General features: G+C 68.0%; 17 protein-coding genes and 5 pseudogenes. 9 read left to right on the top strand and 13 right to left on the bottom strand.

Going from position 1 to position 23,077, the window contains the following annotated elements; all coding sequences use genetic code 11:
- Window positions 1-79: 79 nt before the first annotated feature.
- Window positions 80-1,212: pseudogene (locus HFP48_RS32185) on the bottom strand (IS630 family transposase).
- Window positions 1,213-1,260: 48 nt separating this feature from the next.
- Here HFP48_RS32185 and HFP48_RS22650 point away from each other — a divergent pair.
- The 3 genes from HFP48_RS22650 (at window position 1,261) to HFP48_RS22660 (ending at window position 5,310) form a co-directional block, all read left to right on the top strand.
- Window positions 1,261-1,740: an ATP-binding protein gene (locus tag HFP48_RS22650; protein ID WP_241010907.1), complete on the top strand. Its 480-nt coding sequence runs from the start codon at window positions 1,261-1,263 to the stop codon at window positions 1,738-1,740.
- Window positions 1,741-2,267: 527 nt separating this feature from the next.
- On the top strand, window positions 2,268-3,710 hold the full coding sequence (locus HFP48_RS22655) for a DUF1254 domain-containing protein (protein ID WP_168580092.1): 1,443 nt from the start codon (window positions 2,268-2,270) through the stop codon (window positions 3,708-3,710).
- A gap of 160 nt (window positions 3,711-3,870) precedes the next feature.
- Window positions 3,871-5,310 carry a DUF1254 domain-containing protein gene (locus tag HFP48_RS22660; RefSeq protein WP_144415050.1) on the top strand — a complete coding sequence of 480 codons (1,440 nt, stop codon included), beginning with the start codon at window positions 3,871-3,873 and terminating at the stop codon, window positions 5,308-5,310.
- A 265-nt stretch (window positions 5,311-5,575) separates the two neighbouring features.
- On the opposite strand, the pseudogene HFP48_RS22665 reads toward HFP48_RS22660, so the two are convergent.
- The 5 genes and pseudogenes from HFP48_RS22665 to HFP48_RS22685 form a co-directional block, all read right to left on the bottom strand.
- Window positions 5,576-6,591, bottom strand: a pseudogene (locus HFP48_RS22665) (hypothetical protein).
- 99 nt (window positions 6,592-6,690) lie between these two features.
- Window positions 6,691-7,910, bottom strand: a protein-coding gene (locus HFP48_RS22670) for an IS3 family transposase (RefSeq protein ID WP_168580637.1) whose coding sequence is annotated in 2 segments (ribosomal slippage) — window positions 6,691-7,601 and window positions 7,601-7,910 — 1,221 coding nt in all. Because the reading frame shifts where the segments join, the coding sequence is not laid out codon by codon here.
- A 25-nt stretch (window positions 7,911-7,935) separates the two neighbouring features.
- Window positions 7,936-8,622 (bottom strand): annotated as a pseudogene (locus HFP48_RS22675) (site-specific integrase); the annotation flags it as partial.
- Between the two features lie 32 nt (window positions 8,623-8,654).
- A protein-coding gene (locus tag HFP48_RS22680; RefSeq protein ID WP_168580637.1) for an IS3 family transposase occupies window positions 8,655-9,874 on the bottom strand; the annotation gives its coding sequence in 2 pieces (ribosomal slippage) (window positions 8,655-9,565 and window positions 9,565-9,874; 1,221 coding nt in all).
- A 70-nt stretch (window positions 9,875-9,944) separates the two neighbouring features.
- Window positions 9,945-10,412: pseudogene (locus HFP48_RS22685) on the bottom strand (integrase); the annotation flags it as partial.
- A gap of 331 nt (window positions 10,413-10,743) precedes the next feature.
- On the opposite strand from HFP48_RS22685, the pseudogene HFP48_RS31715 reads away from it, so the two are divergent.
- Window positions 10,744-11,015 (top strand): annotated as a pseudogene (locus tag HFP48_RS31715) (deaminase); the annotation flags it as partial.
- A gap of 487 nt (window positions 11,016-11,502) precedes the next feature.
- On the opposite strand, the gene bphC reads toward HFP48_RS31715, so the two are convergent.
- From bphC to HFP48_RS22725, 6 genes are all read right to left on the bottom strand, one after another.
- Window positions 11,503-12,414 carry a biphenyl-2,3-diol 1,2-dioxygenase gene (gene bphC, locus HFP48_RS22700; protein WP_010593428.1) on the bottom strand — a complete coding sequence of 304 codons (912 nt, stop codon included), beginning with the start codon at window positions 12,412-12,414 and terminating at the stop codon, window positions 11,503-11,505.
- 34 nt (window positions 12,415-12,448) lie between these two features.
- Window positions 12,449-13,627 (bottom strand): acyl-CoA dehydrogenase family protein, encoded by a 1,179-nt coding sequence (locus HFP48_RS22705; protein WP_050035880.1) that lies wholly within the window; start codon window positions 13,625-13,627, stop codon window positions 12,449-12,451.
- Window positions 13,628-13,658: 31 nt separating this feature from the next.
- Window positions 13,659-14,681, bottom strand: a complete 1,023-nt coding sequence (gene dmpG, locus HFP48_RS22710) for a 4-hydroxy-2-oxovalerate aldolase (protein ID WP_168580093.1) — start codon at window positions 14,679-14,681, stop codon at window positions 13,659-13,661.
- Window positions 14,682-14,720: 39 nt separating this feature from the next.
- A complete protein-coding gene (locus HFP48_RS22715) occupies window positions 14,721-15,623 on the bottom strand; it encodes an acetaldehyde dehydrogenase (acetylating) (RefSeq protein ID WP_006935110.1) in 903 nt (300 codons plus the stop codon).
- Between the two features lie 11 nt (window positions 15,624-15,634).
- Window positions 15,635-16,420 carry a 2-keto-4-pentenoate hydratase gene (locus tag HFP48_RS22720; RefSeq protein WP_006935104.1) on the bottom strand — a complete coding sequence of 262 codons (786 nt, stop codon included), beginning with the start codon at window positions 16,418-16,420 and terminating at the stop codon, window positions 15,635-15,637.
- A gap of 120 nt (window positions 16,421-16,540) precedes the next feature.
- Window positions 16,541-17,410, bottom strand: a complete 870-nt coding sequence (locus HFP48_RS22725) for an alpha/beta fold hydrolase (RefSeq protein ID WP_029545938.1) — start codon at window positions 17,408-17,410, stop codon at window positions 16,541-16,543.
- A gap of 246 nt (window positions 17,411-17,656) precedes the next feature.
- Between HFP48_RS22725 and HFP48_RS22730 the strand changes: the two genes are divergently transcribed.
- The 5 genes from HFP48_RS22730 (at window position 17,657) to HFP48_RS22750 (ending at window position 21,348) form a co-directional block, all read left to right on the top strand.
- Complete coding sequence (locus HFP48_RS22730; protein WP_029545940.1) at window positions 17,657-18,184, top strand: flavin reductase family protein; 528 nt, start codon at window positions 17,657-17,659, stop codon at window positions 18,182-18,184.
- A gap of 81 nt (window positions 18,185-18,265) precedes the next feature.
- Window positions 18,266-18,775 (top strand): ClbS/DfsB family four-helix bundle protein, encoded by a 510-nt coding sequence (locus HFP48_RS22735; protein WP_029545942.1) that lies wholly within the window; start codon window positions 18,266-18,268, stop codon window positions 18,773-18,775.
- Between the two features lie 273 nt (window positions 18,776-19,048).
- Window positions 19,049-19,489 (top strand): VOC family protein, encoded by a 441-nt coding sequence (locus HFP48_RS22740; protein ID WP_029545944.1) that lies wholly within the window; start codon window positions 19,049-19,051, stop codon window positions 19,487-19,489.
- A gap of 238 nt (window positions 19,490-19,727) precedes the next feature.
- A complete protein-coding gene (locus HFP48_RS22745) occupies window positions 19,728-20,876 on the top strand; it encodes a DUF6745 domain-containing protein (protein WP_168580638.1) in 1,149 nt (382 codons plus the stop codon).
- A 19-nt stretch (window positions 20,877-20,895) separates the two neighbouring features.
- The gene (locus HFP48_RS22750; protein ID WP_050035883.1) at window positions 20,896-21,348 is read left to right on the top strand and encodes a hypothetical protein; all 453 of its coding nucleotides are present in this window, start codon (window positions 20,896-20,898) and stop codon (window positions 21,346-21,348) included.
- Between the two features lie 417 nt (window positions 21,349-21,765).
- On the opposite strand, the gene HFP48_RS22755 is transcribed toward HFP48_RS22750, so the two are convergent.
- Complete coding sequence (locus tag HFP48_RS22755; RefSeq protein WP_006935090.1) at window positions 21,766-22,971, bottom strand: enhanced intracellular survival protein Eis; 1,206 nt, start codon at window positions 22,969-22,971, stop codon at window positions 21,766-21,768.
- Between the last annotated feature and the right edge of the window lie 106 nt (window positions 22,972-23,077).

Genomic DNA, 23,077 nt, shown 5'->3' on the forward strand with positions numbered 1-23,077 from the left:
AGAGGGGAAGGGGAAGTCTGCCGCCCCAACCCTAACGAAACAGGACAGAATTAAGCAGCGACACGCTACTAGTGCTGCATCACGCAACGTTTGCCCTGTCTACGATGTGGCGTAGCTGCCGATCCTCGGCGTGCTTGTTGCGCCAGATGATGTAGCGGCGAATCATCGACGCCTGCTCGCGGTGACTGCCGTGGTCGGTGCCGTCGAGCGCGAAGTACCGCAACGCGGTGAACTGCGCCTCGATCCGGTTGAGCCACGAACTGTTCGTCGGCGTGTATACGATCTCGACGTTGTTCGCCTCAGCCCACTCGGCGACCCGCCGACACTTCTTCGTCGTCAGATGCGGGGAGAAGTTGTCACACACGATCGCAACACGGACATCGGCTGGATACAAGCTGCGCAGGTACCGGCAGAACTCGAGGAACTTCGTGCGGTTCTTCGTCGTCTTGACGTGCCCGTAGAGCCGATCGCGGCCCAGGTCGTAGGCGGCGAACAGATGCCGCACCCCGTGCGGGCGGGTATAGGTCGCCCGCCGGCGACGTCGCGGCTCCCGGTCCGGATCCTTGTGCTTGCCGCCACGCTCGGCCCACTGCCGACCTGGATGCGGCTGCAAGTTCAAGGGCCCGAACTCGTCGAGACAGAAAATCACTTGCGGCTCATCAGGATCGGGCACAACCTCACCGTCGGCGATCGCGTACAGAAGCTCGACGCGGGCCTTCTTGACGGCGTAGTCCGGGTCCTTGGACCGTTTGAAGGTTTTCACTTTTGAAAGGAGACACCCTCCTCGCGGAGCAGCACGCGCAGAGTTTCGTGGCTGATGTCGTCGACCACCCCCTCGGCGACCAGGAACTCGGCGAGTTTGGTCAGGCTCCAGGTCGAGAACGGCAGATCGTGCTCGACGGGGGTGGACTTGGCGATCTTCTTGATCTCCCGGCGTTCGGGGAGGGTGAATTTCTTCGGCCGGCCGCCGGCGTATTTCGGATACAGCGAGTCGAACCCGTCGGTGTTGAAGTTGTGGATCACGTCGCGCACGCGATCGGCGCTGGTGAAGCTCACCTCGGCGATCTTCGGCACCGGCATGCCTTGGGCGGAGAGCAGGATCATCTGGGCGCGGCGCCAGGTCACCACCGACCCGCTGCCGCGCCGGATGATCCGCACCAGCCTCTTGCCTTCGTCGTCGTCGAGTTCTCGCACTCGTACTCGTTCTGCCACCTCTCCAGGCTGACCGATGCCGTGGCCGACGCACCGCAACCGGTCGGCGTGTCGACCGCAACGGGGCAAAGGTTCACGGGTGCGGCACTAGTCGTCCTCGGCCAGTCCAGCGTGGGCAAGACCTACCTCGCCCAGGCGCTGCTCAACGCTGCGTGCCGAAAGTACTACACCGCGAGATTCTTCCGACTCGACGACCTGGCCAACCGCCTCGCCGTGCTGGAACCGACCTCGCAGCGACGGCTGGACTTCCTCACCGACCTGCACAACTGCGACCTGCTGGTCCTCGACGACTTCCTGACCACCCCGGTGGCCCCGCACACCGCGGCCGAACTGCTCAACATCCTGGCCGCCCGGGAAGGCCGCGGCTCCACTCTGGTGACCTCCCAGTTCGATCCGCCTGACTGGTACAAGTCACTCCAGGACGCGGTCATTGCCGAATCGATCCTCAACCGGATCGTCGCCGGTGCCGAGATCGTCGCCCTCGACGGACCCAATACGAGACGACACCTCGCCACGGCGACACCGTAGCGACCCAGCGGTCGGACGGGCAGGCACCGCTATCCGGTACCCGTCCGACCGCTACCCGATCACCAGAACCGCGCTACTCAAACACGTCCCAAACAGACCCGTTCGGCGAACTCGGACTGCAGAACCCGTGGTCGCGGTGTCGAACCACATTTGCGCATCCATGGCACAAGTCAACACGTCGGCTTCCTCGGTGGGAAGTAGGGCGATCACCTCTCCCGTGATCCCGAGACCGTGTCGAGCGGCGCCATCACGCTTGACGAAGATGCGCCCCGCGCCAGTTCGTCAACAAAGCGCCCGCCCCGAACACGATCGACGTCTAGAATTCAATAAGGCAATCTCCTCGTCATAGACGACCAGCTGGTCTTCTACACAGCACGAGAAGCCAACCGACCCGGTCAGCTCTGCAACCGGACGCGCCCCCAGATTCGACATGCTCGACGGTACCTACGACATGCCGGGCGGCGGGCGCACGGGACGAGCCATCGAGGAGCCGCCGGCCACGACACGGATACCAGAGGAGGATCCCGATGTCAGTGCACGCCCGGCCGAAGATGGCCACTGAAATCCCGGCATCCATCACGACCCCCGACGCGGTGGAAACGCGTCTGGGAACGCTGCGCTTCTTCGACGGCCTGCCCGACGAGGCGACCGTGCAGACGGTCTACGACAACCTTGACTTCCAGCGCGCGGTGCAAGCGTTCCTCCTGGCCATGCCGTGCGCGCCACACCACGCGTTGCGCGCGGGCTTCCGGACGTTCGGCCCCGACAACCGAACGGTACTCATCGCCGAGACGCTGCTGGATTCCCGCACATTGCTGCATGGGGCGAACACGGAGACGATCTACAACTTAGGCTGGCTCGACACGCACGGAGGCCCGCTGGTGATCGAGGTGCCGCCGCGCGTACTCGGCTTTGTCAACGACTTCTGGGGCCGCTTCGTCGTCGATATCGGCAACGCCGGTCCCGACAAGGGCCAAGGCGGGAATTACCTGCTGCTGCCCCCGGACTACACCGGCGACATTCCCGAGGGCTACTTCGTCCTGCGCTCTCGCACCTACGGCAATCTGCTGACCTTTCGCGGCTTCATCGTCGACGGTGACCTGCGGCCCGCAGTCGAGAACACGAAACGACACTACCGCGCCTACCCGCTGGCCGAAGCGGCAGAACCGCCCGCAACGACCTTCGTCAACATCTCCGGTGAGGCATTCACCGTCATCCACCCCACCGACGCATCCTTCTACGAGGCGCTCGCTGAGGTTGTTCACGAAGAGCCGTTGGACGCGATCGACCCCGAGACGCGTGGGCTGCTCGCGGCCATCGGCATCCGCAAGGATCAGCCATTCGCGCCCGACCCGCGCATGCGGCGGATCCTGACCGAGGCCGCGTCCGTCGGCAACGCCACCGCCCGCACGCTGGCTTTCAGCACGCGGAATGAGGAGGGCTACTACTATCCGAACAGCGCTTGGCAGATCGGCTGGATCGGCGACTACGAGTTCTCGCCGGGTGGCGTGCTGGATATCGACGCGCGGACGTATCTCTTCTACCTCGGCTGGGGGATCAGTCCCTCGATGACGATCAAGATGGTCGGCATCGGCTCCCAGTACGCATGGAGCTGTCGCGACGGTGCTGGCCACTACCTTGACGGCGGTAAAGCCTACCGTCTTCACCTGCCGCCGGACGTCCCGGCCAAGGACTTCTGGTCGGCGATCGTCTATGACCCGCAGACGCGCTCGCTGTTGCAGACCGACCAGCAGTTCCCCAGTCTGAGCAGCCAGAAGCCAGACATCGCCGTCAATCCCGACGGCTCGGTCGACATCTCCTTCGGCCCCGAGCCACCGGCCGGCGGCAAGGAGCCGAACTGGATCCAGACCATCCCAGGCAAGGGCTGGTGGATCATCCTGCGGATCTACGGCCCGCTCGAACCGTGGTTCGACCAGACCTGGCGACCGGGCGAGATCGAGATGATGTAGTAAGACAGAGCGCAAAGAAATCTGACGCGAGCTGCCCGGAACAGCTCGAATATTCGGCTTGGGACCGAACGCGGGGCAAGAAAGTTGCAGCTCACCAAAGAAACCGATGGCGACCAAAACACCGGCAAGCTGAAGCGAAGATCTCAATCGGAGGCACCTGATGAGCACATACAAAATGGTCACCGACATCCCCCCGTCCATCACCACACCGAACAGTGTCGAGACCCGACTAGGTACGTTGCGGTTCTTCGACGGCCTGCCCGACGAGGCGACCGTGCAGACGGTCTACGACAACCTTGACTTCCAACGCGCCGTGCAGGCGTTCCTCACGGCCCTTCCGGCGGCGTCACTCTCCGCGACGCGCGCGGGCATCCGCACCTTCGGCCCCGACAACCAGACGATGCTGATCACCGAGTCGCTGATGGACTCGCACACGCTGCTCCTCACCGCCAACACGGAAACCATCTACACCATCGGCTGGCTCGACACGAAGGCAGGCCCGCTGGTGATCGAGGTGCCGCCGCGGGCGCTCGGCATGATCGACGACTTCTGGCAGCGCTACGTCGGTGATGTGGGCAACGCCGGTCCGGACCGAGGCCAGGGCGGCAAGTACCTGCTCCTCCCCCCGGACTACTCCGGCGACGTGCCGGCGGGCTACTTCGTCCTGCGTTCCCGTACCTACGGCAACCTGCTCGGTGTCCGCGCGTTCATTGTCGGCGGCGGCGACGTGCGAGCGGCGGCGGACAGCGTCAAGAGTCAACTCCGCATCTATCCGCTGGCCGAGGCGGCGGATCCGCCCGCAACGAGCTTCGTCAACATCTCCGGGGCCTTGTTCAACACCATCCACGCCAACGACGTGACGTTCTTCGACGAGGTCGTGCCAGTCGTTCAGGAGGAGCCCCTCGAAGCCACCGACCCGGAGGTTCGCGGGCTGCTCGCCGCGATCGGTATCCGGAAGGGCACACCCTTCGCGCCGGACGACCGGATGAGGAGCATCCTGGCCGAGGGCGCTGCCGTCGGCAACGCGACCGCCCGGGCTCTCGTCTTCAGCGCGCGGAACCAGGACGCCTACCACTACCCGGACAGCGCCTGGCAGCTTGTCTGGATCGGCAACGACTACCAGTTCTCGCCGGGCGGTGTCCTCGACCTCGACGCGCGAGCGCTGTTCTACTACATGGGGCTCGGCATCAGCCCGGCGATGGCGGTGAAGATGGTCGGCATCGGCTCGCAGTACGGCATGGCCTATCACGATGGGGCCGGGCAATACCTCAATGGCGGGAAGAGTTACCGGCTTCGCCTGCCGGGACCGATCCCGGCCAAGGACTTCTGGTCGATCGTCGTCTACGACCCACAGACCCGAACAATGTTGCAGACCGACCAGCAGTTCCCCAGCCTGAGCAGCCAGAAGCCCGACATCGCGGTCAACCCCGACGCGGCGGTGGACATCTACTTCGGCCCCGAGGCCCCGGCCGGCCAGGAGGCGAACTGGATCCAGACCATCCCCGGCAAGGGCTGGTTCGTCGCCCTGCGCCTCTACGGCCCGCTCGAGCCGTGGTTCGACAAGGCCTGGCGGCCCGGAGAGATCGAGCTGGTGTCGTAACCGCGCGCCAAGGGCGGCGGGGCCGACGGTCACTTCCTCGGGCTTCGCCGGGCGCGAGCGCATGCCGTCCCTTTCACCGAATCAACTGGGTCAGTGCCACACGGCACCATCTGGGAGAATGTAGGCGTGCACGAAGGGAAACTCGACCGGTTCGACCGCGAACCAAGGTTGCTCGCGGATGTGCGACGACGACTGCGTCGGTCCCTCGGACCGGATGTCCGGTTGCCGACCACCGGGGCGGGAGTCGGCAGAGACGAGCGGACGATCACAACCCATCGAGCACGGTGAGCAGTTCCTTGAGCAGCGCATCGGCGCGGGCTTCGATCTCGTCGAAGACATCGGTGAGACCGTCCAGGCTGTCGCGGGCCTGGCGGCGGGCGGCAACACCCCGTTCGTAGTAGTGCGGATCAAGATTGACCTCGGTGTCAAGCCGGACGTGCGGGTCATCGTCCCGGTCCCCCGGCTTGCGTAGGGGTAGTGGGGTGCCGGGGCCCGGCCGGCCAGGTGGTCGCGGACCAGCGCGGCGATGGACTGCGCGGTCATCGGTTGCGGCATCAGTGGCAGATGGCCCCAGCGGTCGATCGTGGACAGCAGGGGTTGCCGGGCCTGCCGGTCGGTGAGCCCGCCGTGCTCGACCTCGATCGGTTCGGTCAGGTGCTGGGCGAGAAGGTCGGTGTTCGGGTACCGATCGAGGAACGCCAGGATCTCCGCCCACCTGCGATACACCGCCATCGCCGGACTCTCACCGGTGCCGGACTCCGGGGGCAGACAGAATCGTTCCCCGCCGTCGGTGGTGGCGACGAGGACACCGGCGTCGACGGTGATGTCGCCACGGCGCAGTCGGGCCAGCTGCGCGAACGGCATCCCGGTTGCCGCGAGTGTCAACAGGAGGGCGTCGCGGCGGCCGAACAGCCCGCCGGGCCAGCCAATGACCGGCAGCTCGGCGGCTTTGTGCAGTAGAAGCGGGGCGAGCCGGTCGAGCCGGATGGCGCGGGCGGTGTCGAGGCGGCGGCGGACGGTCTCGCTGCGGCCGGGCGGCGGGTGGCCGTGGCGGGTGTGGACGGTGTTGATCGCCGACACCCGGCGACGCTGGGTGGTGGGCGCGGCCGGGTGCTCGTGGAGGAACAGCGCGAGCGCCTCCGGACTGGCGGGGATGGGGTGCTGGTCGGTGGCGGTGCACCAGTCGGCGAACAGCGCCCAGTCGTGCCGGTACCGAGCGGGTATTGCCGGCTCGGACAGGGACTCCTGACGAGTGTCGTTGTACTCCCTCGCGGTGCTCATCGCGCTACAAGCCCAAGTCGATGACAGCGTTGCCCAAGAGGGGGGCGTGTTCGCGGGCGTAGACCTCGGGGCTTCCCCCCGGCGTGTGGACACCAGTTCCTATGCGGCGGTGGCCAGCGTAGCCGACCGCTGTTCGTGCTCGATCGGGCAGATCTGGCCGAGAGTGGAGTGCCTCCTTCTGGTGTTGTAGCGCGTGATCCAACGGAACACCGCGGCCCGCGCGTCACCCGCATTGTTCCAGCGCTTTCTGCCCTGGAGTGTCTCCCGTTTCAACGTCGCGTTGAACGATTCGGCGGCGGCGTTGTCCGCGCTCGTTCCGACCGCACCACGCGATCTGGTGACACCCAACTCACGGCACACGTCGGCGAACTCCGCCGAGGCGTACTGAGCGCCGTTGTCGGAGTGAAAGACAGCACCGTCGAGACCGGCGGCACCGCGCACAGAAGCGGCGGCCCGCAGTGCGTCGGTGACCAGCCCGGTACGCATGTGGTCGGCGATCGACCACCCCGCCAGCCGTTTCGAATGCAGATCCAACACCGTTGCCAGATAAAGGAAGTCACCATCACCGATCGGCAGATACGTGATGTCGCCGACGTACCGAGTGTTCGGTGCGCTCGCGGTGAAATCCCGCTGGATCAGGTCCGGCACCGGGGTCGCGGACGGCTCGGGGACGGTGGTGCGCACCGTTTTGCGTAGATGCACGCCGACGATCCCATGCTCGCGCATCAGCCGTTCCACCCGCTTGTGATTGACGACCACCCCGTCCGCGTGGAGCTCGGCGGTCACCCGTGGGGACCCGTAGGTGCCGTCGGAGTCGGCGTGGATCCCACGGATCCGCACGGCCAACTCCTCGTCGGCGCGGGCGCGTTCGGCGCGGGCCGCAGCTGCGGCCCGCCATCGGTAGAAACCGGAACGGGACACCTCGAGGATCTGGCACAGCCACTTCACCGAAACGGTGTCGCGGTGGTCGTCGACGAACTGAAAGCGGCTCACCAGTTCGTCTCGCCCGCGAAATACTTCGCGGCCTTGCGCAGGATCTCCCGTTCGGTCTCGAGTTTCCGGATCTGGGCCTTGAGCTGCCTGTTTTCCTCCTCCAGCACGGACTCGGACGATACCTCGCCAGCAGGCGCCGGCTTCCGGGCCCGCTCGACGGTCCCGGACGCACCGCGGCGTTTGCGTTCGGCGCGGACCCAGTTGCGCAGGGTTTCCCGGCTGATCCCCAGGTCCTTGCCGATGCCCTCGAAGGTGTGGCTCGGATCGGACAGGTACAGCGCGACGGCATCTGCCTTGAACTCCGCCGAGTATGCCTTCATCACCATCAGTGACATCTCTTCCTCTGGATCCTCACGACCCAGTGTTCAGGATGTCCACACTCAAGGGGGAGCCCCCCTCGAGCATGGCGGGGGTGGTGTGCCCGGTCTGGCGCATGATCGCGTGTGCGGAGGCGCCGTTGCGGAAGGCCTGGGTGACGAACCCGGCGCGCAGCGAGTGCCCACCGAGCTGGGCAACGATCTCGGGGTCGTAGCCCGCCTGTTCGGCGCGGCGGCGGATGGCCTGGTGCACCGCCGCCCCCGACAACGCGGTGGTGGAGAGGTGGCCGTTGCGGCGGATCGCGCGCAGTAACGGCGCACCCGAGGTGGCGCGGGGGCGGGTGCCGCGGCACACGTGCGCCGCGAACGGCTCCGGGTTGCGGAGCAGCCGGATCACGGCGGGCCGGCCGCCGGTGTCGTACGCGGCGACGACCTGCGCCCACCGCATCCACGCGCACGGCGGGCAACTGGTGTGGCTGTGGGTGAACGGCAGGGCCCGGACGACGCCGCGGCCCTCCTGATCGGTCTTGGACTTCCGCAGCCGGATGTGCAGGCCGTCGAGCCGGTGCAGGGCGACGTCGCTGCACGTGAGGGCGACGAGTTCGCTGCGGCGGAACGCCCCGGCGAATCCGAGCAGCAGGATCGCGGTGTCGCGGCGTTCGACCACCTCGTCCGCCCAGCCCTGGCAGTTCGCCCGGGCCTTGTCGACGATCGCCACGATGGGGCTTCCCCCCGGCGTGTGGACACCAGTTCCTATGCGGCGGTGGCCAGCGTAGCCGACCGCTGTTCGTGCTCGATCGGGCAGATCTGGCCGAGAGTGGAGTGCCTCCTTCTGGTGTTGTAGCGCGTGATCCAACGGAACACCGCGGCCCGCGCGTCACCCGCATTGTTCCAGCGCTTTCTGCCCTGGAGTGTCTCCCGTTTCAACGTCGCGTTGAACGATTCGGCGGCGGCGTTGTCCGCGCTCGTTCCGACCGCACCACGCGATCTGGTGACACCCAACTCACGGCACACGTCGGCGAACTCCGCCGAGGCGTACTGAGCGCCGTTGTCGGAGTGAAAGACAGCACCGTCGAGACCGGCGGCACCGCGCACAGAAGCGGCGGCCCGCAGTGCGTCGGTGACCAGCCCGGTACGCATGTGGTCGGCGATCGACCACCCCGCCAGCCGTTTCGAATGCAGATCCAACACCGTTGCCAGATAAAGGAAGTCACCATCACCGATCGGCAGATACGTGATGTCGCCGACGTACCGAGTGTTCGGTGCGCTCGCGGTGAAATCCCGCTGGATCAGGTCCGGCACCGGGGTCGCGGACGGCTCGGGGACGGTGGTGCGCACCGTTTTGCGTAGATGCACGCCGACGATCCCATGCTCGCGCATCAGCCGTTCCACCCGCTTGTGATTGACGACCACCCCGTCCGCGTGGAGCTCGGCGGTCACCCGTGGGGACCCGTAGGTGCCGTCGGAGTCGGCGTGGATCCCACGGATCCGCACGGCCAACTCCTCGTCGGCGCGGGCGCGTTCGGCGCGGGCCGCAGCTGCGGCCCGCCATCGGTAGAAACCGGAACGGGACACCTCGAGGATCTGGCACAGCCACTTCACCGAAACGGTGTCGCGGTGGTCGTCGACGAACTGAAAGCGGCTCACCAGTTCGTCTCGCCCGCGAAATACTTCGCGGCCTTGCGCAGGATCTCCCGTTCGGTCTCGAGTTTCCGGATCTGGGCCTTGAGCTGCCTGTTTTCCTCCTCCAGCACGGACTCGGACGATACCTCGCCAGCAGGCGCCGGCTTCCGGGCCCGCTCGACGGTCCCGGACGCACCGCGGCGTTTGCGTTCGGCGCGGACCCAGTTGCGCAGGGTTTCCCGGCTGATCCCCAGGTCCTTGCCGATGCCCTCGAAGGTGTGGCTCGGATCGGACAGGTACAGCGCGACGGCATCTGCCTTGAACTCCGCCGAGTATGCCTTCATCACCATCAGTGACATCTCTTCCTCTGGATCCTCACGACCCAGTGTTCAGGATGTCCACACTCAAGGGGGAGCCCCCGATGTCGGCGGTGAGCAGCGGCGCCCGCGGAGCACGGGGCCGGTCCCCGGCGGTGGCGTAGCCGCGGCGGATCCCGGACATCGTCGCTTTCACCAGGTCGTCGACGGTGGGGCTGGGGTGTCCGGTCTGGCGGTGGTGGTGGGCGATGGCGGCGAGGCGGTGCGCCAGGGTGGCCGGGGCGTAGGCCCGCTCCCCCGCCTCGGTGACGGTGTCGGCGCACGCCACGAGGTAGGCGGCGACGGTGACCGGATGCGCCGGCAGCGCGGTGTGTCCTTCGCGCGCGCACCAGGTGGTGAAGGCCCGCCACGCGGAGGCGTAGGTGCGGCGGGTGCCGGCGGCCCGCGCCGACGCCACCGACTCCGCGATCCGCGCCGCCGTATCGGGCGCGAGGTCCGGCAGTGCGGGCCCCGGCGGGGTCCCAGGCAGCGCGAGCGGCGCGTCGTCGGCCGGTTTCGTCTCCGTGTCCACGGTCGGGCACGGTACCGGGCGGCGCCGACACCGTCCCGGCGACCGAAAACACGCCCACCACGGGGTTCGCGAAGATAGCTGCGTAAATGGGAATTTTCATGCCCCACAATATTCAGCGGTCGAAGCGTCGGACGAGGGCCGCCATCCTCTTCTGCCCCGACAGGATTCCAACACGTTCGGGTGACGGACGGTTCCGTACGAGCGAGTCGCTGTCGTGAGACCGGTCGACACCCACGAAACTCGATGTCGTGGCAGCGGTGAGTCTACCGACGCCAGCAGGTCTACCCCTACGACCGCGACACACCACTCGACCGGGAGCTACGGCATGTGACTGATCCATATTGAACTGTTCGCCACCCTCGACCTCGTTGGACAGGCACCCGCGGCCCCGACGAAGACCCGGAAGGATTCGACTTCGGCGGATGGCAGGCACCCCTTCTCGACGAGGTCACCGGCGAGCAGATCGGGGCCGCCTACGAAGGCACCGACGCCCTGTTGCTCAGCCGCTGGACCTACGACATCTTCGCCGCCTACTGGCCGCACCAGGGCGGCGGCGTGGACAACGCGATCGCCACCCTCTTCAACCGCGCCCCCACGTACGTGCGCACCAGCTCGTCGGGCGCCTGGGCGGCGGTGGCGGACAACACCCGGACAGGTTGCGCCGCAACTGAACCGGCCCACAACCGCGGGCCGCGCCGTCGGCGGCGACCTCGAACATGCGCATCGCCCACCGCTGCGGCAATGCGCGCACCACCCGCCACCCCGCCGCGTAACCGAGATCGACTGCTCGGACCGTCGGATTCATCGCCCACCTCCGGCCGCCGCCGAATCTCGCACGCTGTCCCGCACAGATCCCCACGTGAGTAGACAACACGCTCCTCGACGTGTCCGACCTGCGAGACGCAGAGCCCAGCCTTCGATCCACCCCCTTCAGTGTGCGCTCCGGGGTTCTCTCCTCCACCGGCCATGACCGCCCGCGCCCCGCCTGATCCACGTGCCGGCGGACCACGGAGCACGACTCCCGGGGCGAGAAGCACGTAAGCTGGGCCGGTGATCCCCGGCCGGGCCTTCGTCGTGTTCCCTCTGCGAGCTAGGACTTCGGGCTGAACGCCGCCAACGGCTCGGACTCGGACCAGTCGTGGCCCCAGTAGCTGTCGGCGGTGATCTCCTCGGCCGTGTAATAGGTTTCGTCGACGAGCATCCCCTCGGTGCCGAACTCGAGGTCCCACCCGCCCGGCGCGCGAACGTAGAACGACACCATCTTGTCGTTCGTGTGCCGGCCCAGCGTCGAGGAGATGGAGAAGCCGAGCTTGCGCACACGGTCGAGCGCCTGCCCGACGGCGTCGAGGGTGTCGACCTCCGTCATCAGGTGCACGAGGCCGGGCTCCTCGGTCGGCGGCGCCGGGCACAGGGCCAGGCTGTGGTGGCGCTGGTTCACTCCGAGGAAGCGCACGCGCCGCGCCGGTCCGGGTGCCTGGAGGCGGATCGCGCCACGCGGCAGGAAACCGAGCACCTCGGTGTAGAACGCGTACGCCGCATCGAAATCGGTGGCGGGCAACACGACATGGCCGAGCCCCTGTTCGCCGGTGACCCACCGGCCACCGTGCGGAGTCACCACCGGGCTGTGATCGAGCACCGGACCGAAGAACACCTCGACGCGGGTGCCGATCGGGTCGTCGAACGCGATGACCTGCTCGGCATCGCGGTAGTCGCACTCCTCCTGCGAGAGGACGTCGACGGTGATACCCGCCTTCTCCACGGTCTCCCGGACACGCTGGAGTGCGAACTGATCCCGCACCTCCCAGCCGACCGCGAGCGCCCTGTCCGATTCGCCGGGCAGGACGATCAGGCGTGCGCGCCGCTCGTCCACCCGCAGGTAGAGGCCGTCCGGCTCCGGGCCGGAGCCCACGGCCATGCCGAGTCCGTCGACGACGAGTTCGCGCCAGCGCGCGACGTCGGTGGTCTGGATCCGGAGGTATCCGAGTGCTCGAATGTCCGTCATTTGTCTTCCATCCTGAAAAGGTCGGCGGGGCAGGCTAGATCATCGAGCGGTGGACGCCCTGCGGCTCGCCGCCGAGCTGGGTCAGCGAAGACGCGTGGAAGATCGAGCCGGGGACGTGGATCGCGTGCGACAGGCCGACGTGCGCGTCGCGCCAGAAGCGCTGCATCGGGAACTTCAGGTGCATCGCGCCGCCGCCGGAGCGGGCAAAGATCTCGTCGACGGCGCGCACGGCCCGCCACGCGGCGGCGGTCTGGGTGCGGCGGCCGATCGCGCGCTCCTCGAACGTGACCTCCTGGCCCTTGTCCGTCTTGTCCCAGAAACGGTCGACGGTCTCGAGGATCGCCGCGCGCGACGCGGCAATCTCGGCGGCCGCCTCACCCAGGGCGTAGAGGACGTACGGGTCCTCCTTGATCGGGACGCCGGTGACCGCGACGCGCTCCTTCTGGGCCGCGATGTAGCACGCGAGCGCGCCCTCGGCCATGCCGATGAGCGACGAGGTGATGCCCAGCGGGAAGATGCACGAGAACGGGAACTTGTAGAGGGTTTCGTCCCGGCCCGCGTGACGCCACCCGTTGCCGCCGAGGACGATGTCGGCGTCGAGGGTGCGGTAGGCAGGGATGAAGGCGTCCTCGACGATCAGGTCCTTCGAGCCGGTGCCGCGCAGGCCCACGACGTTCCAGCTGTCCTGGTCGATGTCGTAGTCCGAGCGCGGCAGCAGCACATGCAGGACCTGCGGCGGGTTCAGCCGGTTGCCGTCCTTGTCGCCCACTGCGGCGCCGATCATGATCCAGCCGCAGTGGTCGGTGCCGGAGGAGAACGACCAGCGGCCGTTGAGGACGTAGCCGCCGTCGACCGGAACCGCGACGCCCATCGGGGCGTACGGGGAGGCCATCCACATGTCGGGATCCCCGCCCCAGATCTCGTCCTGCGCCTTGGGATCGAAGAACGTGAGTTCCCACGGATGCACGCCGACGATGCCGGCGACCCAACCGGTGGCGCCGTCCATCGCGCCGATCGCCATCGCGGTCTCGGCGAACTCGCGCGGGTGGACCTCGAGGCCGCCGTGCTCCTTCGGCTGCAGCATGCGGATGACACCGGCGTCGCGCAGCCGCTTGGCGTTGTTGTCCGTCAGGCGCATGAGCTTGTCGCCCTCGGCGCCCTCGGCGCGGATCTCGTCCGCGTACTGGATGATGTTGTCCAAAACCTGGCCCATGACTGTCAGCTCTCTCTCAAGACCCGGGGGTCTACTTCTGGGCGGCGAGACCGACGGCGATCTCGATCAGCTGGTCTTCCTGGCCACCGACGAGGTTGCGCCGGCCGGCCTCGATGAGGATCTCCGCACCGGAGACCCCGTACCGCTCGGCGTGGGCGGCGGCGTGCTTGAGGAAGCTCGAGTACACACCGGCGTAGCCCATCGTCAGCGACAGCCGGTCGAGGAGGCACTCGCCGTCCATGACCGGCCGGACGACGTCCTCGGCGGCGTCGATGATCTTCAGGGTGTCGATACCCGTTCGGATACCGAGCTTTTCGGCCACGGCGACGAACGCCTCGACCGGGGTGTTGCCCGCACCGGCGCCGAACCGGCGGGTGGACCCGTCGATCTGCAGGGCCCCGGCCCGCACGGCGAGCACCGAATTGGCCACGCCGAGGCCCATGTTCTCGTGGCCGTGGAATCCGACCTGGGCGTCGTCGCCCAGCTCGGCGACCAGAGCCGCGACCCGGTCCGAGACCCCCTCGAGGACGAGGGCGCCGGCCGAGTCGACGACGTACACGCACTGGCAGCCGGCGTCGGCCATGATGCGGGCCTGCTTCGCGAGCACCTCGGGCGGCTGACTGTGCGACATCATCAGGAATCCGACGGTCTCGAGGCCGAGTTCCCGGGCGAGACCGAAGTGCTGGGCGGAGATGTCGGCCTCGGTGCAGTGCGTGGCGATCCGGCAGATCGCGGCACCGTTGTCGGCGGCCTCCCGGATGTCCGAGCGCACCCCGAGCCCCGGGAGCATCAGGAACGCGATCTTCGCCTGCCTCGCCGTCTCGACGGCGGCCTTGATGAGCTCCTGCTCCGTGGTGCGGCTGAAGCCGTAGTTGAACGACGAGCCGCCGAGGCCGTCGCCGTGGGTGACCTCGATGACGGGCACGCCGGCATCGTCGAGCGCACCGACGATGGAGCACACGTCCTCGACGGTGAACTGGTGACGCTTGGCGTGGGAGCCGTCACGCAACGAGGAGTCCGTGATCCGGATGTCGAGATCTGCGCTGTAGGGCATCGACTGTGTTCCTTCGAAAGTACGGTCTGCGGTGGGGGTCTACACGCGGGCGGCGAGCAGCTTGGCCGCGAAGCTCTCGCCCACCTTGGTGGCGGCCGCGGTCATGATGTCGAGATTGCCCGAGTACGGCGGCAGGAAGTCGCCGGCGCCCTCGACCTCGAGGAAGATCGCGACCCGGGCGCGCCCGCCGCTCATCGGGGTGGGATCGTCGAACTGCGGCTCGGCACGCAGCCGGTAACCGGGAACGTAGCCCTGCACGGTCGCGGCCACGTCGTGGATCGACGCGGCGATCGCGTCCCGGTCGGCATCCTCGGGGATCGAGCAGAACACGGTGTCGCGCATGAGCATCGGCGGTTCGGCGGGGTTGAGAACGATGATGGCCTTGCCCGTTCGGGCACCGCCGATCGTCTCGATGCCGCGGCTGGTGGTGATGGTGAACTCGTCGATGTTGGCGCGGGTTCCGGGACCGGCCGACGGCGAAGCGACGCTCGCGACGATCTCGGCGTACTCCACCTCGGTGACGCGGGAGACGGCGTGCACCATCGGGATCGTGGCCTGGCCGCCGCAGGTGATGAGGTTAACGTTCGGTGCGTCCTCGTGCTCCCCCATGTTCACGGCGGGCACGACGGCGGGTCCGAGGGCGGCCGGGGTGAGGTCGACGACCTGGATGCCGAGCTCGGCGTAGCGGGGCGCATTCACCCGGTGCACGTAGGCCGAGGTGGCCTCGAAGATCACGTCGGGGCGCTCGTCCTGGGCGAGCAGCCAGTCCACGCCCTCGTGGCTCGCGACCAGACCCTCGGCGGCCGCCCGGGTGAGCCCCTCGCTGGCGGGGTCGACGCCGATCATCCAGCGCGGCTCGATGACGTCCGAGCGCAGCAGTTTGTACATCAGGTCGGTGCCGATGTTGCCGGGCCCGACGATCGCGGCGGTAGCCTTGGTCACTGGTCTGTTCCTCACTTGAATTCGACTGAGACAGAGCCGATATCACTGAACTCGGCCCGGAAGGTGTCGCCCGGCCGGGCGTCGATCGCGCGGGTGCACGAGCCGGGCAGGATCACGTGCCCGGCCTCGAGCCGCACCCCGAAGCCGGCAACCTTGCGGGCCAGCCACGCCACGGCACGGGTCGGGTCGCCGAGCACGGCGGCCGCCGCACCGCGCGCGATCTCCTCGTCGCCCTGGTACAGCACCGCGGCGATACCGCCGATGTCGACCCGGTCCGGCGCGATGCGGCCGGCACCGAGGATCACGCCCGCCGAGGAGGCGTTGTCGGCGATCGTGTCGGCGAGGCCGATGCGCCAGTCCTCGATCCGGGAGTCGATGAGTTCGATGCTGGGAACGATGTATTCGGTGGCCCGGAGCACGTCCTCCTCGGTGCAGTCCGCGCCGGGCAGCGTCTCGCCGAGGACGTAGCCGATCTCGACCTCGATGCGCGGGTAGCAGAACTGCGCGGTGTCGATCGGCTCGTCCTCGGAGTACACCATGGTCGAGAGCAGGTGCCCGTAGTCGGGTTCGTCGACGCCCATCATCTTCTGCATGACCTCGGACGAGAGCCCGACCTTGTGGCCGTACACCGTGGCGCCGGCCTCGAGCCGCCGGCGGATGTTGATCAGCTGGATCTCGTACGAGTCCACCACGTCGATCTCGGGGAACGTCTCCGTCAGCGGACCGATCGGGGCGCGGTCTCGCTCGGCGGCCCACAAGAGATCGGCGGCGGCGATTCGCTGCGAACCGTCGAGCATCGTGCACTCCTGGAACTGGTGAAGGATCCGCGCTTCTTCTCCGCGCCGATCGACTGACTCGAAAGGTGACATATGCGCAGGTGGGAGGGCAAAAGCTCTCCCGCTCAGCGGGACCGTGGGCTAGGTCCGCCGCTCGTCGCGCAGCAGGAAGGCGAGGACGGCCGAGAGCCACGCGTCGCGGGCCTCGATCATCGTCCAGTGCCCGCACTTCGGGAAGGTGTGCAGCTCGCTGTTCGGGATGTCGCGCATGGGCAGCATCGCCATGTCGACGGGGCTGACCCGGTCGTCGCGGCCCCACGTCAGCAGGGTGGGGGCCTTGATCTTGTGCAGCTGCGCCCAGTACGGGGTCGCGTTCGACGCCGCGGCGGCCGCGGCGCCGGCCGCGAACGCCTGCGAGCTGTACATCCGGCGGGCGATCTCGAGCGTCTTCGGCTCGGTCGCCAGCGCCCAGCGCTCCTCGATCAGCTGTTCGGTGACGACGGCCGGGTCGTAGACCATGGAGTGGAGCCAGCGGACGAGCCCCTCGCGCGTGGGATTGTCGGTGAATTCCATCAGCAGCTTGATGCCCTCGCCCGGCCCCGGCGCGAAGACGTTCTTTCCCATGCCGCCGATGGTGACGAGTCTGCGCACCCGGTGCGGCTCGTCGATGGCGACCTTGGTGGCGACGATCCCGCCCATGGAGTTGCCGATCATGTCCACGGCCCCGAGGCCGAGGCCGTCGAGGAAGGTGCCGACGGCGCCCTGGGCCATCACCATGGGGTGGCCGTCGCCGGGATCGCTCACGCCGAAGCCGGGGAACTCGAGCACCAGGCAGCGGAAGTGCCGCGCGAAGTCGGCGAGGACGCCGCGGTAGTTGCGCCAACCGGTCACCCCCGGGCCGGAGCCGTGCAGCAGGAGCAGCGGCGGGCCGTCGCCGGCCTCGTGGTAGCGCAGCACACCCTGGTCGGTGGAGAGTTCCTTCAAGGTCCCCTCGTAGCTCACATCCGTCATCGTCGTCCCTGTTCGTCGCCGTGGTGCCGGGCGCACCGCCCATACGAACCGCAGGTTGCCAGCCGTGGCCCGCAGCGGCCATACACCATCCCGTTCAGCGAGATCGCCCGGCCCGCCGAGGCGGCGCGCGCGGCCGCTTCCGCTCAGCGGGACCCCGATGGGGGGCACGCCGGGCCTGCCCTAGCGTCGGTCGCATCGACCACGGCGTATGCACGCCGATCCGTCCCCACAACCGGAGGTGGACTCATGCCCCTCGAGACGACGACACTCGCACGATCGACCGTCGCTGCGCCCGATCCGGAGGAGATGCGCCGGGTGATGGGACAGTTCGCCACCGGGGTCACCGTGGTGACGGGACTGGACGACGCGGGCCCGGTGGGGTTCGCGTGCCAGTCGTTCGCCTCGGTGTCCCTGGAGCCGCCGCTGATCCTCATCTGCGCCGATCACCGGGGCCGCGCGTGGCCGCGCATCCGGGCCGCGGGGCGCTTCTGCGTCAACGTGCTCCGCGAGGACCAGTCCGACCTGTGCGCGCGGTTCGGCTCGAGCCGGGGCCGCAGGTACGAGGAACTCGACTGGGAGGTCTCCCGGTGGGGGACGCCGACACTGCCGGACGTGCTGATGCGCGTGCACGCCGAGGTGCACGAGGTGCACGTCGCCGGCGATCACGACGTGATCATCGGCCGGGTGCTCGAGCTGGACACCGTGTGCGAGGAGCGGCCGATGCTGTTCTTCCGGGGCCGGTTCGGGATCGACCACCCGGCGCCGGTGGTCTGACCGGGGCCGTCGCCAGGCACAGGAACCACCGTCGCCGATACCGTGCATGCCGACACCACCGCCCGCCACACGGAGACACGCATGCCGGTACCGCACACCGAGGACGAGTTGCTGCGCGCCCTCACCGAGACGTACGGCGCGCTCACGCGCGCGCTGCAACGTGTGCCAGTCGAACGGGCCCGGGAGGCGTCGCTGCCCGGGCACCGCACCGGAACCCGGATGAGCCCGGCCGATCTGGTGGCGTACCTGATCGGATGGAACGAACTGGTCGTTTCGTGGCACGACGACCGCGCTCGCGGCATCGAACCGCAACTCCCGGCACCGGGATTCACCTGGAACCAACTCGGCTCGCCGGCGCAGAAGTTCTACCGCGATCATGCCGACGTACCGTGGCCGCAGCTGCTGCAGCGGCTCGATGCCGCCCACGACCGCATCGTTGCCCTGGTGCGTGGGCTCGACAACGGCGAACTCTACGGCGCGCCCTGGTATCGCACGTACACCGCGGGACGGATGATCCAGCTCAACACCTCCTCCCCGTACACCAACGCCCGACGCCGCCTCCGCACCTGGCTACGCGCCGACGGCCTGTGAGCCGCCCGCCGTCGACGGCCGGGTGATCCACTCCTCGCCGATCTCCTCGGTGACGTCGCGGACGGCCCGGTCGCTCGCGTGTCACTTCTCAGGTTTCGTAGCACCCGGGACAACACTGGATGCGTGCCCATGACCAGCGAGGTCCGGTACGTGCAGGACGGCAGCGACCTTCGACACCACGGGTCGCCCGCAGCTCTGCGGCAAGTACATGTCGAGATCCCAGACCCGCCTCCGTCCCAGCATCGGCACAACGACAATCGGAGGATGGATCCCATGGCGCACGTGAAACGTTTCGACCACATCGGCATCACCGTCGCGGACCTCGACTCGGTGACAGCGTTCTTCGTCGGACTGGGTCTCGAAGTGGAGGGCACCGGATCCGTGGAGGGCGAGTTCGTGGAGACCGTCTGCGGCATCCCCGGAGCGCACTGTGAGATCGCCATGCTGCGGCCGCCCGACGGAGGGACCCGACTCGAGCTCGCAACCTTCGTCACGCCCGACCACGTGCCCGGATCACCCTTGGCGATGGCCAACGAGCTCGGGCTGCGCAACGTGTCCTTCGAGGTCGGCGACCTCCAAGCGGCCGTCGATGCGGTGGCTGCGGACGGATACGGGCTCATCGGCGGCATCGGCGAGTACGAGAACAGCGTGCGGATGGCCTACGTGCGTGGACCCGAAGGGATCATCGTGTCCCTCTTCGAGCAGATCGGCTGACGCGCGCGCCGTTGCCCATGTGTCGATCCGTTGCCCTGGACGCGGCGGTAGCTCCGAGAATGCCCTTCTGCAGCAGTCCCGTACGACGATCGATGACGGTCACGATCGGCCGATGAAGTAGGCGCCGTTCTTCGTCCACGTCCGAATGCCTGGGCGGGACAATTGCTTGCGCCCAGAGCCTTCCCGTGCCATCCTCGATAATCATGACTACAGGAAAGGCGGCCACCGCCACCATCCGGTGAGCGCCGTGCCGATCTCATCAGCGGTTCCACACCGCACCCTGTCCACCAGAATCACCGATCCTCACGCGATTGCCGCCGCGGTGTCCGTCCGGCGCGACCATTGGCTCGCGCAAGGACTGTGTACGAGACCTTCCGACCGGCCCTCCGCGGAATCCGCCGTCGCAGGACTCTACCGACGAGCGGGGTTCGAGGAACCGGAGTTCGTCTGGGTACCCTCTCCCCCAGCGGCACTGCAGTTGATTGCCGACGAAGGCTTATCGGTCCCCCCGCTGCGCTTCGGAAAGCCTGCACACCCTTCGGCAGGGATCGCCGCACTCTGGTCCGCGTCCCGTGACCGGATGGACGCGCGCATACTTCGGCGGCACCGGCCGGACCCGCTCGTTCGTGCGGCCGTGTGGGATTCGTTGCGGACCTCTCTGTACGTCGGTGTCGCGACGGCGATACGCACACTGTGGCCGCGCCCGACTCCCGGCGTCACCTGGTACGGGCAACAGGAGGCACATAGGGTCGCGTACTACGACACGGTCCGACGCTTCGGCCTCGCGAGCTTCGAGTCGCGCGACGACGACCTTCTCGACCTTCAGGCCGCACTGGTCCGCGCCACCGGGTGGTGGTGGGCGTTCGACGGAGTCTGCGTCATGGCCGAACGGCCCACCGCCGTGCACACCGAACCCACACCCGAGGGCGTCCACAACGAACGCCGCTTACACCACCCCGATCGTCCGGCGCTCGAATTCTCGGACGGCAGCCATGTTTTCGTGCAACATGGCACCGTCGTTCCCGATTGGGTCGTCCTCGATCCCACCGTCGAGCGGATCAACGACGAGCGCAATGTCGAGGTCCGCCGATGCGCTGTCGAGCGAATCGGCTGGGACAGGTACATCGACATGGCTGCGCTCGCACTCGTGGACCATGCAGACGATCCGGGAAACCCGGGATGCACGCTCGGACTGTATGCATCACCGACCGGTTGGGGTCGCCCCGGCCGGATCCTGCTCGTCGTCAACGGTTCCGTCGAACGCGACGGGCAACGGCGCCGGTACGGCCTTCACGTCCCCGAATGGGTTCCGTCCGCTCTGGACGCCGCGGGCTGGACCTATGGCATCAGCGGTACCGACTATGCACAACTCGTTCGCCGAACCTGAACCCCACCAAGGTGATCCCATGCATTCCGAACTCACACTGTCCGACCTCACGGCCCTCAGCGGGCTGGACGTCCTCGACCACCTGGACCGGGAGGTCACCGTCCCGGTGACCGGTGGTCTCCAGGCCCAAGGTGATCTGATCGTCATCCCCTACCCGGTGGTCGGTGCCGCCGTCGAACGCACACCGTGGGCGCGCTCCATCCGGGTGCCACGGTCGGGAGTGGAGTTGCTGCGGAGCGCCGCCGGCGGCAACCCGCATTCCCTCGTCGCCGACGAGGGCACCTGCACGTGGACGACGCCCGTCCGGGACACCATGGGTCTCGCTCTGGGCATCGTCGAGACCACCGGGACGGCGTATCTTCTTCACCCCGAGCACGGGGCGACGGGTATCGCTCCGGGCTGCTACGTGATCCGTCGACAACGAGAGCACGGCGCAGGACGCTACGGGTCGGCGCGACTGGTCGCCGATTGACCTGAACACGTCGTCGAATCGACGTCGCCGAGCTGACGCGTCGCCGGTCCGCGCAGTCCGGAGGTGTGGCGGGCTCGCGGCGGTAACCTCGGTGATCGTGCTGGTGTGGCTGACCGTGGCATCGACAGCCACCGTCGACGTCATCGGCTCCAGGCTCGGCACGCCCCGGGCGGCACTGTGGGTGCTGGTGGTGTGGACGGTGCGCTGCCGCCGGCACCGACCGGCGGCGGGATCGAGCTGCAGGCACGCCTACACCCGGGTCAGCAGGTCGTGCCCCCGGCCGAGCCCTGACCCCTAACTCGGGTGTCTGAGCGGCGCCCTCCCGGCCCGCCGACTGCTGAAGGTCACAACTCGAGAAATCCGACCAGATCACGAGAGCCCCGCACTGTGCCGATAAGACACAGGTCAGCGCTCGATTCAGAAGTGCCAGCCCAACATTGCGGGGCGGGCGACGTCGAATGCGCGGTCCAGGTCGTCGATGTCACCGGCGCTGCGCGCCTCCACCCGGCCGGCGGCAGCAAATGTGCGGGCCCTGTGCGCGCCGAGATACAACGCGGATAGCGCGTCCAGATCCAGCGTGATCACCGGCGCCGAGTCGGTGCGGACACACCGGGCCCGGCCGTTGCGTACCGTCAACGCGAAAGTGCCCCCGGCGCTGCGGAACGGATCTCGGACCGTCAGCACGGTGTCCAGATCGGCGGCATAGTCGCGGGCGGTCAACGCGGCCGGCACGTCCATGATCCGCAGCCACAACTCGTCCACCCGGGAGGTGGTGCGCGGCAGGCGGTAGTCGGTCAGCAGCAGGCGCAGCGGATCGTCGGGATGCTGGACGGTTTCGATGCGGTGGGTCAGGTCCAGTCCGCACAGGGTGCGCCACAGCGCGGCGTGAGCGTCGTCGGTGATCGCGACCAACTCCTCGACCACCGCGACCGGCTCGGCGTCGGATCCCTTGCGGCGGAAGGTCGCGTACCCGTCGGGATGAACCAGGAAGAACAGCGCCGAGGCGCCGTCGCGGCGCTCTTCGGGATCGGCAAAGGTGTAGTCCCACTCGGCTTTCGGACGTGCCTGCGCTCCCGGCGTGCGCAACCGCCACCGGTCGTAGAGTTCCGGCAACTGGTTGGCCGCCGTCACAGCGTCGGCAAGGACCACCCCGCCGGGATCGGGGGCGTCCTCGCGGAAGCGAGCGAAGCGCCGATCGACGGTGACCTCGGTGGCGACGGTGGCCGGACCGTATCCGAAGCGCCCGTAGATGCCGGCGTCGCTGGCGGTCAAGGCGGCCAGCGGTGCCCCGGTCGCCTCCATCCGGCGGTGCAGTTCGGTGAACATCGACCGCAGCACGCCGCGGCGACGGTGCGTGGGAGCGACCGAAACCCAGCTGACACCACATGCCGGGACCTGGTGCCCGCCGGGCACGGTGAGCTCCATGTCCAGATACAGCGCCTGACCGATCGGCGCCCCCCGCTCGGTCGCCACCACGATGTTCTCCGTGCGGAACATCGGACGAAGCAGCGTCCGATCGGCATCGATGGGGTGATACCCGAACGCCACCGAGTCGAGCAGCTCCAGGGCCGGCCAGTCGTCGTCGGTGGCGGTACGGATGGTGAGGGCGTCGTGCACGGTCATGTCCGAGAGACTGACACAACCGGCTCCCCGAACGCGAGTGATTTGTCCGGTTCGGGCTCGGTGCGGATACAGTCGGGTTTCCTCGGCGACGGACGCGGCGATGCGC

Origin of the sequence: Rhodococcus sp. DMU1 (assembly GCF_012272955.1) — a bacterium.
Classification (GTDB): Bacteria; Actinomycetota; Actinomycetes; order Mycobacteriales; family Mycobacteriaceae; genus Rhodococcus; species Rhodococcus aetherivorans.